The sequence below is a fragment of the Intrasporangium flavum genome, from assembly GCF_001956915.1.
GTDB lineage: Bacteria > Actinomycetota > Actinomycetes > Actinomycetales > Dermatophilaceae > Monashia > Monashia flava.
Genome location: NZ_MLJO01000010.1, coordinates 90,792 through 101,414, shown reverse-complemented (window position 1 = coordinate 101,414; position 10,623 = coordinate 90,792). Strand labels below are relative to the sequence as shown.

Here is a 10,623-nt window from a genome sequence, read left to right as displayed (position 1 = left end):
GGGACGGAGGGTGGTGGCCCCGGCCACCACCCTCCGTTCTGCGTGCGCCGGGCTTCGGAGGCGGGCGCGGCCCCCCCAGCGGCTTCACGTCACGTCGGCAACCACCGGCACCGTGAACGAGATCGTCGTGGGGTCGCCCTCGGCCGGCGTCACGACGAGGCGCACGAGCCAGGGGCCGGAGTCGGGGAAGCTGAGGCCCACTTCCGTGGCTCCGCTCGAGGCATCTTCGTCTGGACCCACCGGCAGCGGCGCCGGCGTGGGGGAGAACCCGGGGCGGCTGATCGAGCCAGCGACTGACGCGATGCTCTGGCGACCGGATGGCGCCGCCAGCGTGACCAGGGCGACGGTGTCCCCGACCCGCGGCTCGGGCACCTGCACGGACACCGTCGATCCGCCTGCAGAGATGATGCCGCTCCACGGCTCCACGTAGTCCGACCGGGCGGGCACGATGACGACCAGTGCCGCCGTCAGAGCGAGTACGGCGCCCGCCACGGCCGTCTCGCTGACCAGGCCGAGCCGCAGCCGTCTGGAGCCGACGACCTGCGGGGGAACCATGAACCCCTCGTCCGCGCCCTCGTCGGCCGTCGGCCCGGCCGTGGCGGAGGCGCGGGCGGCCGTGCGGGAGGTGTGCTGTCGCGGGAGCGCCACGCGATGGTGCTCCACCCACAGGCGAGCGATGTTTCCGAGGGCGACGAGCACGACGACCCCGCCCACCTTCGCGAGGAGCACCGCCCCGTACTCCGTCGAGGTGACGGCAGCGAGCGACCCCACCTCGGCCCAGGCGAGAAAACTCCCCGAGACGACGAGCACCGACACCGAGACGAGCGCGACGGTGGAGAAGCGGGGGAGCGCTCGACCGATCGCCTCGCGCTGCGCAGGCTCGCCGGACCCCACGACCAGACCGACGAGTCCGCCGAGCCAGACGACCATGGCCAGCATGTGAAGGAGGTTGAGCCCGAGGGTCGCCAGGGGCCAGCTCGTGGCAGCGGCGTGGCCGGCCGGCGGCCAGGTGGCGACCAGGACGACAGTGAGCACCACGGCTGTCGCACGCAGCGCACCCATCAGGCGTCGGGTCCCGCGCGGCCCGAAGGACAGCGCGGCGACGAGCAGGGCGGCAAGAGCCACGAGGAGGAAGGCGCGCACGGAGTGCACTGCGTCGAAGGTGCGTGAATGCGTGTCCAGTGTGTCGGGCGCCGTCCAGATCGCCTCCAGCGGTCGCCCACTCGCGTAGACGCCCTGGACCAGCATGCTCCCGACCGTGCTCAGCGCCAGCGCGACGGCGCCGACGACCAGCACGCGGCGGATCCGCCGAGAGGAGAGCCCCTCGGGCCAGAGCCACACGACCATGAGCAGCACCCCGGGGCAGAGCACGCTGCCGGCATACCCGAGCCACCGCAGCGGGCCGAGCAGAGCCCCGGCCGTGTCGTTGTGGCTGTCGTCGGGTGGGTTGCCCTGCACGGGGCTGGGGGCGCCGATCGAGAAGCGGAAGGTGCCCGTCACCGGATGCGTGTCCGCCGAGCTCGACTGCCAGACCACGACATACGTGCCCTGGTGCAGGCCGGGCCGGAGGGCGACCTTCAGGGCGCCCGACGTTCCCCGGACGGCCACCACAGGCCCCGCGTCGACCCGTCCGAAACGGTCGTCGTAGACGCGGATCGCACTGTCGGCGGGAGCGACGGACTCCCCGAACGTCAGGGTCACGGCATCGGGGGCAGAGGTGAGCACGGCGCCGGCCCGCGGGTCCGAGGACCGGAGCCGGGCGTGAGCGTCGGCAGGTCCCGCCACCACGAGCATGACGAAGCACGACAGCACCGCGACGAGCACGATGCGTCGCGGCCTGTGCACCGGCGTCGCCCTGGTGCCCCCCATCGGCATGCGGCTCGGCGCCCCCATTCATCGAGGGTAGGGCGACAGTGCTGCACCCGGGCGCCATTCGCGGGCAACGAGCGTCGGGCACGGCGCTCGTCCAGGGGCTTCGGTGGCTCCGGCGCCCACGAGGTCGGTGCTGGCCAAAAGGAAGGTAGAAGGTCGGCTCGCCACGCTGGTCGCATGAGCAGATCCTTGTCCGCGATCGGCCGCAAGGTGGGCACGGTCGTGCTGTGCGCCCTCCTGGGAGCCGCCATGTTCCTCGGCGGTTGGCGAACCCAGGTCCTGCTCTCGGGCCCACCGGACCCGAAGACGCTGACGGTCGGCAGTGTGACCTACACCGTCACCGATGCGGTGGAGGTGGCTGGTCTGTCCAGCGCGGACCTCGGTGGAATGACGCACGGCGTGCAGAGCCTCGTGAGCGACGACAAGGCGCTCGTCCGCGTGGCGTTGAGGGTCACCGCCGGTGACGTGGACACCGACTACGACGCATCGGTCCTCCAAGCCGTTGTCGAAGGACAGACGAAGGGCATTCAGCCGGTGGGAGGTTCGCTGCCGGTGCAGGGCCACCTCGCCGCGCACTCCCACCTCGAGGGATCACTGTCCTTCGTCATTCCTCGCGGGAGCGCCCGCGTCGTGCTGACCTCGGCCACCGCAGCGTTCCAGGTGCCCCTGCTCTACCTCTCACCGGGCGAGGGCGACTCGCACGGGGACTCCAACGGGGACTCCAACGGGGACTCCCACGGGAATTCACACGACGCCCAAGGGCCGCCGGCCGGGCCGTCCGCTCCCACGACCACCGCACTCACGCCCGGGTTCTCCGCAGGCTCTCGTTGAAGGCAGGACGTCATGGCCTCGACATCACCACGCACACCCGCCGGCTCGCTCGGACGGGGCGGCCTTCCCGACGTCCTCATGGCGCTGGTCGTGGGGGTCACCGGGGGAGCCTGGCTCTCCTGGCTCGACCTGCATTCCCCGGCCGCCGCAGTCTCGCAGGGCCCGGTGGGGCACACCGTCACGGTGCTCGCCTTCACCGTGCCGCCGGTCCTCGCGATCCTCCCCGTGACGTCGGCCTCGCTCCGCGGCAGGGTGGGCGAACCTTCGGCGGTCCTGCGTTGCGTCATCGCCGTCGCGGTCGCCCTGGCCGTGGGGAACCAGTTGCGGCTGGTCGTCCTCGACGATGCACCCGGCGGACTCCCGGTCCTGAGGCTCTTCGGGGACGCAGCGGTCGTCCTCGTCGTCATCGTGCCCGGTGTGGTCCTCATGAGGATGATGCAGCGAGCACCTTTGCGGCCAGCAGGGATTCGACGCCGGATCTCCCGGGCCTCACGGGTGTTCGCCGCCGGCTTCGCCGCGGTGGCCGTCGTCCTGGTGGCCCCGGTCGCTCAGGCGTCCCCAGCTGCCCCGACCGCTGCAGGTGCTACCGGTGCGGCAGGGTGCCTCGACGGCGGCCCCGTCGACCGGTCCTTCGACGTCACCGCCATCGACGTGAACATCCCGATCAACAGGTTCGGGGACCACGACCCGCTGGGCAAGATGTACGTCCTGACCTCGAAGGTGGCCGCCGTCCGTGCCCAGGAGGCGTCCCAGAAGGTCTCGGTCGGGCTGCGCGACGACGCCATCCAGCCGCTGGTGATCCGCGCGAACGAAGGCGAGTGCGTCCAGATCCGCGTCACCAACTCCGCATCCGGGGGCTCGTTCGGCCTGCACATCGACGGCCTGGAGTTCGCGTCCGGGTCGTCCGGTGACGCCGTCGGCCAGAACGCTGCGTCGGACATCGCCACCGGGGGGAGCCGCACGTACCGGTTCGCGATCCCGCTCGACAGGCGTCTCGAGGGCGGCCACTACATCCACCCCGGGCCCGGCTACCGCGCGGCAGTCGCGCACGGCCTGTTCGGTGCCCTGGTGGTGGAGCCGCCCGGGTCGACGTACTGGAACGCCTCCATCACGGGTCAGCCTCTCGAATCGGGCTGGGAGGCCATCATCAAGCCCAGCGCACCCAAGGCGTCCTGCGTGCCATCAAGCGCGTCCCCGACCTGCGCGTTCCGGGAGGCAGCACTGCTGCACCACGAGATCGGCAACGACAAGGAGCTGCTCAAGGACGCCAAGGGGCTGGACATCCCCTTGGTCGACAACCTGACGGGGACGTACCGCCCGGGAGCCTTCGCGCTCAACTACCGCTCGGAGCCGTTCCGCAACCGGCTGCTCGCCTTCCCCAAGGAGAAGTCGCACGCGTACAGCTCGTACACCTTCGGCGAACCGGCGACGCCCATGGTGCGCGGGTACCTCGCCGACCCGACCAAGATCCGGCTGATGCACGTCGGCAGCGAGAAGTTCCACGTCTTCCACCTCCACGGTGGGGGTGACCGCTGGCGGTTCAACCCGGTGTCGGATCCCTCGTACAACTACGCGGACACCGGGCTGCGCAAGGACCCCACGACCGTGCTGTCCGCCTCGCAACGCCTCGACTCCCAGTCGATCGGTCCGGGCGAGTCCTTCAACCTCGAGATCGAGGGCGGTGCCGGGGGCGTCCAGCAGTCCGTCGGCGACTTCCTGTTCCACTGCCACATCGCCAAGCACTACAACTCGGGCATGTGGGGGCTCTGGCGCGTCTACGACACCGCCCAGCCCGACTTCGCCCCTCTCATGGACCGCCCGGCGCCACCTGCTGCGGTCGACTCGACAGGCCTCATCGGCAAGACCATCAACGGCACCAAGATCACGGCCACCAACCTCGACAGCTGGATCCGTCCGCAGCTGCCGCCGGCCGGCGTCCCACGCAACGGGCAGGATCCGACCGTCTGGAACTGGAAGGTCGCGGGCTCGGGCGCCAAGCCTCTGTACCTCGGTGCGCCGGCCGACCCGACCAGCTTCGCGGACTCCCCGAAGGTGCTCACCGGCCAGCCCAACCTGCTCCTGGTCGACAAGAACCGCCTCGTGTCCGGCAAGGACGGCACCCGGCCGACGATCCTGTTCAACCCGCTCAACGGCAGACCGGCCTACCCGCTCTTCCGCCCCGCGATCGGGAAGCGCCCGCCGTTCACCCCCGCCGGGCACACCGGCACGCCGTACCTCGGTCCGAACGCGAACCAGTCCTCGACGTCGATGAGCCCGTGGAACAACCGTGCCGACGGGCTGTGCCCCGCCCAACGACACCTGCGCACCTTCAACGTCGTCGCCATCGGCAAGACGATCCAACGGACGCCGACCCTGTCCGACCCGGAGGGCAAGCTCTTCGTTCTCGCCAAGGACAAGGCCGCCGTCGCTGCCGACCCGAAGCGCTCCGACCCGCTGGCCATCCGCGCCAACCAGGGCGACTGCGTGGCGATCACGCTCACCAACGAGATCCCGGACGCCTCCGCCTTCGACAAGTTCTCCAAGACGACGATGCACATCCACCACGTCCAGTTCGACGTCCAGGGATCCGACGGTGTGAGCGCCGGATTCGCGTTCGAGCACTCGGTCCGGCCCTACCAGGTAGAGGACGCTCAGCTTGCCGCCGCGGGCGCCGCGGGTTCCACCACGCTGGCTCTGACCGACGTGGCCAAGCTCGTGGGCGTCGACGCCAACGGCAAGGCCACCAAACCGTTCATCGGGGTCGGCGAAGGTCTCGAGTCCATCGAGATCCATCAAGTCGTGGCGGTGAACCAGACCTCGAAGACGGTGACGCTGGACACGCCGCTCATCGCCACCCACGCAGCCGGTGAGTTCGCCGGTACGGAGTTCATCCAGTACCGGTGGTATCCGGACGCGCTGCTGGACAACGTCTTCTGGCACGACCACGTGGACGGGATCCACGGCTGGGGGCACGGCCTCGTCGGTCAGCTCATCGTGGAGCCGTTCGGCTCGACGTACCACGACCCGGCCACCGGCGCCGAGGTGGACTCCGGCACGATCGTCGACATCCACACCACGACGTCCCTCGCCCCGGGGCTCGTCGAGGGCAGCTTCCGTGAGCTGGCCCTGTGGACCATCAACGACAACGACGCCGGGCAGTACTCCACCCTCAACAACAGGGCGAACCCGCTGGTCGACCGGCCTGACACGGCGCACCAGTTCAGCTCGTGGACGTACGGGGACCCGATGACGCCCTTGCCCCGGCTCTATCCCGATGACCCCCTGGTGGTGCGGACGATCAACGTGTCGCCGACGGTCGACTCGCTCCACCTCCAGGGCGGCCGCACGCTGCTGGAGCCTCGCCAGACCGCCAGTAGCGGCACCGGCTCAGCGACCCCAGCGGGGTCGATCATCGACACCATCCACTACGGCGTCAGCGAGAAATTCACCCTCGTCTTCAACGGCAACGCGCCGTACATGCGGATGCGCCCGGGTGACTACCTCTACGCCAACGGCGTCGAGAAGCACACCCAGCAAGGCGCCTGGGGCATCGTCAGGGTGCTGCCCGGCACGGTCGAGGACCTTCGCCCCCTGCCGGGAGTGCCGACGCCGCAGGCCGCCTACACCCCGCCCGTGGCCACCGGCGGCCCTCCTCCATCGTCCTTGACCACGGAGACGCCGTGCCCCGCCTCGGCGCCGACCCGTCGCTTCGACCTCAGCGCCGTGGACAAGTCCCAGGACCTGAACGGCGGCCGGACGGCCTTCGTGCCGAACGGTGACGTCCAGGCGATCAAGAACCGCCTCAAGAAGCCGGTGCCCCTCGTGCTGCACGTGGTGGCGGGCGAGTGCATCACCGTCAACGTCACCAACCTGCTGCTGACGCCCGTCGGCTTCTCGGTGGGCAAGCTCGACCGCGCGGCCGAATCCGGCGGCGTGGACGTCGGATTCGCGCCCGAGCAGAACGTGGCCCCCAACGCGACGCGCACCTACACCTACTACGCGCCGACGGACCGGGTCGGTAGCGCGGTGATCACCGACCTCGCGGCGCCGGGGTCGGAGAAGAACGGCCTCTACGGCATGGTGGTCGTCGCACCCAAGTCACCCCTGGACGGCGCGCGTACCGAGTTCAGCGATCCCGTGTCCGGCCTCGCACGTGACATCGGCGCACAGGTCCTCGTGCACGTCCCGGGGGCAGCAGTGCCCGACTACCGGGACCTCACGGTGACGATCGCCGACGACGACGAGCAGATCGGTCAGGACTTCATGCCCTATCCGGCCGGAGCCAACGTGGGAGCGTCCCTGGTCAACTACCAGGCCGCACCGGCCGGTGACGGCGCCAACGCCTTCAAGGACCCCGGCCAGGTGCCACTCCTGACCGCGTTCGCCGGTGACCCGGAGCTGGTCCACGTCATGGTGGCACCGGGCAGCGAGAGCGCCCACGTGTTCTCGCTCGGGGGCCTGAGCTGGCCGCAGGACCGCAACATCGCTGGTTCGAACCTGGTCAGTGCCCAGGGCATGGCGCCGTGGGAGTCGTTCGACCTTGCCGTCGAAGGCGGAGCCGGGGGCACGCAACGCGCAGCCGGAGACTACTTCTACGGCGACCTGAGGCGGCCGTTCACAGCGGCCGGGGTGTGGGGCCTGCAACGGGTCCTTCCCGTCACCACGACGACGTGCCCCATCCTGCGGGTCGACGGCAGCACGTGCTGAGGGGGAGGCCGCAGCGGGCTCGGGGCGCTGCGGAGGTGTGACCGCCCCATCAGGAGGGTGCGTGAGGTCTTGGGCGACGCCGCCGGGCCGTCCTCCGGGGAGTGGAGCGGGCGGCCCGGCAGAGTCTGGCGCGCACCCCGAGGGTCGGGTGTGCGCCGCGGTCCGACTGGTGGTGGCAACCTGGTTCTGCCGACAGTTCTCGCGTGCCGGCCGACTCATCGGCTCGCGCTCACTCGTTCTTGCACCATGCGCTCGGCTTCCGGCCCTACGGTGACCTGCATGACCGATGTGAGTGTTCCCGAGCGACGGCATGCGCATCCCGCCTTCAACGCCGTGCTGCAGAAGCGGGCCTCAGACTTCCAGCTGCGGACCGCCGACAAGATCACGGCCTTCGCAGGCTCCATGAGCTTCGTCTACCTGCACGCAGCGCTGTTCGCCTTGTGGATGGTCTTCTTCGAGAAGAGCCCGTGGCCGACGCTCACGCTCGTGGTGTCGCTCGAGGCGATCTTCCTGTCGACGTTCGTCATGATCGGGCAGAACCGCCAGGCCGCTTTCGCATCCGCCAAGGCGGCCCACGACTTCAGCGAGTCAGAGCTCGAGCTGAAGACGAACACCGAGCTGACGCGTCAGATCCACGTGCTCACCACGGAGCTCCACCGCCGGCTGCTGGCGGATGCCGGTGACGGAGCCCGGCCGGTGACGCCGGAGCGCTGACGCGGGGCGTGAAGAGCCGCGTCACCGTCGCCTTGCGCGCGGCCGCAACGATGCCCGGACGACGCCGTCAGCGGGTCGGGTCGGGGGCGGGTTCGGCCACCCGTTCGTCGGTGCTGATGAGCGATGGAGGCGCCACGGCGGGACCCTCCTCGGCGTCGGGCGCGGCCGAACGGGCGTCGGCGAGGACGTCGGCCGGCACGTGCCGCTCGAGGAACCGTCTGGCCAGCCGCGTCGAGGGGTGGATGCCGATCGTGGCCACGACGACGATCCCGGCGATGAGCAGCCAACCGCCGGCCCCCCAGTTCATCGCGAGGAAGGTGTAGAGAGCGGGTGCCCAGACCCGGCCGAGCGTGCCACTGAGCTCGGCGGCGCCCTGGTAGGCCCCGCGCTGGCGCGGGTCCATCAGCTCGGCCTCGAACGACCAGCTGGCCGCGGACAGGTAGAGCTCCGCACCGGTCACTGTCACGTGCCCGAGCCAGACGAGCGCGATGGTCAGCCAGCCGACGGTGTCGTGCGTGGCCAGGGTGATGATGCACGACACGACGAAGAACACCGATGACACGCGGATGGCCCTGAGCGCCGTCGGCACGTCCCTGACGCCGCGCGAGGTGACCATCGGCAGGAAGATGCACATGACGGTGTTCGTGCCGAAGAGGAAGGCCAGCAGCACCCGTGGGGCGTCGGTCTTCTCGACGAGCCAGAGCGGGATGACGACGTTGAGCAGCACCTGGTTGGTCCAGAAGACGCCGCTGAAGAACGTCGTGAAAAGCCAGCCGAGGTTGCGCAGCGGCCCGGGGCCGGGGACCTTTACCTTGCGGTCCTCGGGGCTGCGCTCGTCGTGGGAGGCCTTGGGCAGGCGGGTGATCGCCACGGCGTTGACGAGGAAGGCCACCGACGTGAACCACGGCAGGGCGTGGAGCACGTCGTTGGAGTGGAAGGCCAGCGCGATGCCGCCGAGCATCGAGCCGAGGGTGAAGCCGACGTTGAGCGCCGAGTACATGTAGGCCCGTGACCTCACCCGCTCGGCGGCCGGCAGGACGTCGATCGTGTAGGCGCCGTACGCCGCGCCACCGAGCGCTCCGATGACCTCCATGCCGACGGCCATCATGACGTATCCCTGGAACCCGTCGATGAGTGGCCACAGCGCGAACATCGCGGCCTGGCCGGCCGCGCTGACCGCCCACATCCTCTTGGGGCCGAAGCGGTCGACGAGCTTGCCCATCGGCAGGGCGGCCAGGAACGCGGCGACGCCGGCGATGGTCAGGCCGAGACCGACCTGTGCGGCCGACAGCCCGACGATCTGCGTGAAGAACACGGCCGACCCGGTCATGAAGGTGCCCTCGCCCAGCGCGAAGAGCAGCGACTGGACGGACAGCCGGCCCGCCAGCGGCGACGGCGGGCGGGTGTGGCGCAGGACGGCGTCGAGAATCACCCGAGGATTCTCCAGACGCAGCCACTCGGTGTCACGGCAATTACCCGGTTCGCGCCGGCGTCGTTAGCCGCCGAAGTCGTCCGCGCTCATGCCGTCGGCGTGACCGTCGGGCCACTGCACGAGCTCGATGCGGTAGCCGTCGGGATCGGTCAGCCACGAGGTCCAGAAGTCCGGGGAGCCGTCGGGCGAGTGGGGCGTCTCGGCGACGACTCCAGCGGCCGCGAGTTTGGCGACAGCGGCGCCCATGGACTCGACCTGGACGACAAAGTGGTTCAGACCCTGCGGGTCGATCCTTCCAGCGCCGGGGCGATGCGCGAGCTCGAGGGCCACGAACTCGTCGCCGGGGAGCTTGAGCATCGTCAGGCTGCCGAACTCCGTCTCGGGCACGGTCCCGACGACCTCGTAGCCGAGTACGCGGTAGAACGCGAGGGAGCGGGTCAGGTCGGAGACCCTGAGCCCGATGTGCAGTGTTCTCATCGACCAGTCCTATCGCTCCGGGACGGCAGAGGAGTGGTGTGTGTGCTCGCCGAACGTGGCGCGACGGGCATCGAGCGTGCTCTGGTGCGAGCATGGTGCCCTTGTCCGCGTCGCCCGAGAGGCCCGTCGATGCCGAGCACCCTGATCGAGGTCCGTCGCAGCTACACCCCGGCCCAACAGGTCGACCTCATGGATGCCGTGCACGGCGCGCTGGTCGCGGCCTTCCGGATCCCGGAAGAGGATCGCTTCATCCGCCTGATGGAGTTCGAGCCGCACGCCATGGTCAACGGGCTCGAGGAGGGGGTCGCCGACACCTATCTGCGGGTCACGATCGACTGCTTCTCCGGGCGGTCGATCGGGGCCAAGCGCGAGCTCTACCGGCAGATCGTGGAGCGGCTCGCCGAGCACGGCATCCCACGGGAGCACGTCTCGATCCTCCTGCGCGAGAGCCCTCCCGAGAACTGGGGATCGGGCGGAGTCGCCGCCAGCGACTACGACCTCGGGTTCGAGGTCAACGTCTAGGAGCGTCGCTGCGAGGACGAGGAGGGGGCGCGGCAGTTTTCGGCGACGAGCTCGGCCACCTACCCTGA

7 protein-coding genes are annotated in these 10,623 nt (G+C 70.1%); 4 read left to right on the top strand and 3 right to left on the bottom strand.

The features are described 5' to 3' along the window. Positions 1–84: 84 nt before the first annotated feature. Positions 85–1,893, bottom strand: coding sequence for a copper resistance CopC/CopD family protein (locus BIV28_RS07965; RefSeq protein ID WP_083707149.1), 1,809 nt, complete (start codon positions 1,891–1,893; stop codon positions 85–87). 156 nt (positions 1,894–2,049) lie between these two features. On the opposite strand from BIV28_RS07965, the gene BIV28_RS07960 reads away from it, so the two are divergent. The 3 genes from BIV28_RS07960 (at position 2,050) to BIV28_RS07950 (ending at position 8,124) form a co-directional block, all read left to right on the top strand. Beyond that, the gene (locus BIV28_RS07960) at positions 2,050–2,703 is read left to right on the top strand and encodes a hypothetical protein (protein ID WP_076260804.1); all 654 of its coding nucleotides are present in this window, start codon (positions 2,050–2,052) and stop codon (positions 2,701–2,703) included. A 12-nt stretch (positions 2,704–2,715) separates the two neighbouring features. After that, complete coding sequence (locus tag BIV28_RS07955; protein ID WP_083707148.1) at positions 2,716–7,410, top strand: multicopper oxidase domain-containing protein; 4,695 nt, start codon at positions 2,716–2,718, stop codon at positions 7,408–7,410. 279 nt (positions 7,411–7,689) lie between these two features. Then, positions 7,690–8,124: a DUF1003 domain-containing protein gene (locus BIV28_RS07950; protein WP_083707147.1), complete on the top strand. Its 435-nt coding sequence runs from the start codon at positions 7,690–7,692 to the stop codon at positions 8,122–8,124. A 67-nt stretch (positions 8,125–8,191) separates the two neighbouring features. Here the strand turns inward: BIV28_RS07950 and BIV28_RS07945 are convergent, their stop codons facing one another. Further along, positions 8,192–9,556, bottom strand: a complete 1,365-nt coding sequence (locus BIV28_RS07945; RefSeq protein WP_076260800.1) for an MFS transporter — start codon at positions 9,554–9,556, stop codon at positions 8,192–8,194. A 63-nt stretch (positions 9,557–9,619) separates the two neighbouring features. After that, on the bottom strand, positions 9,620–10,033 hold the full coding sequence (locus tag BIV28_RS07940; protein ID WP_076260799.1) for a VOC family protein: 414 nt from the start codon (positions 10,031–10,033) through the stop codon (positions 9,620–9,622). Between the two features lie 129 nt (positions 10,034–10,162). On the opposite strand from BIV28_RS07940, the gene BIV28_RS07935 reads away from it, so the two are divergent. Further along, entirely contained in the window at positions 10,163–10,555 is a 393-nt protein-coding gene (locus tag BIV28_RS07935) for a tautomerase family protein (protein WP_076260797.1), read from the top strand. Positions 10,556–10,623: the final 68 nt, after the last annotated feature.

Coding starts and splice junctions, on each gene's coding strand:
- BIV28_RS07950 (WP_083707147.1), top strand. CDS start 7,690: ATGACCGATGTGAGTGTTCCCGAGCGACGGCATGCGCATCCCGCCTTC.
- BIV28_RS07940 (WP_076260799.1), bottom strand. CDS start 10,033: ATGAGAACACTGCACATCGGGCTCAGGGTCTCCGACCTGACCCGCTCC.
- BIV28_RS07965 (WP_083707149.1), bottom strand. CDS start 1,893: ATGGGGGCGCCGAGCCGCATGCCGATGGGGGGCACCAGGGCGACGCCG.
- BIV28_RS07935 (WP_076260797.1), top strand. CDS start 10,163: ATGCCGAGCACCCTGATCGAGGTCCGTCGCAGCTACACCCCGGCCCAA.
- BIV28_RS07955 (WP_083707148.1), top strand. CDS start 2,716: ATGGCCTCGACATCACCACGCACACCCGCCGGCTCGCTCGGACGGGGC.
- BIV28_RS07960 (WP_076260804.1), top strand. CDS start 2,050: ATGAGCAGATCCTTGTCCGCGATCGGCCGCAAGGTGGGCACGGTCGTG.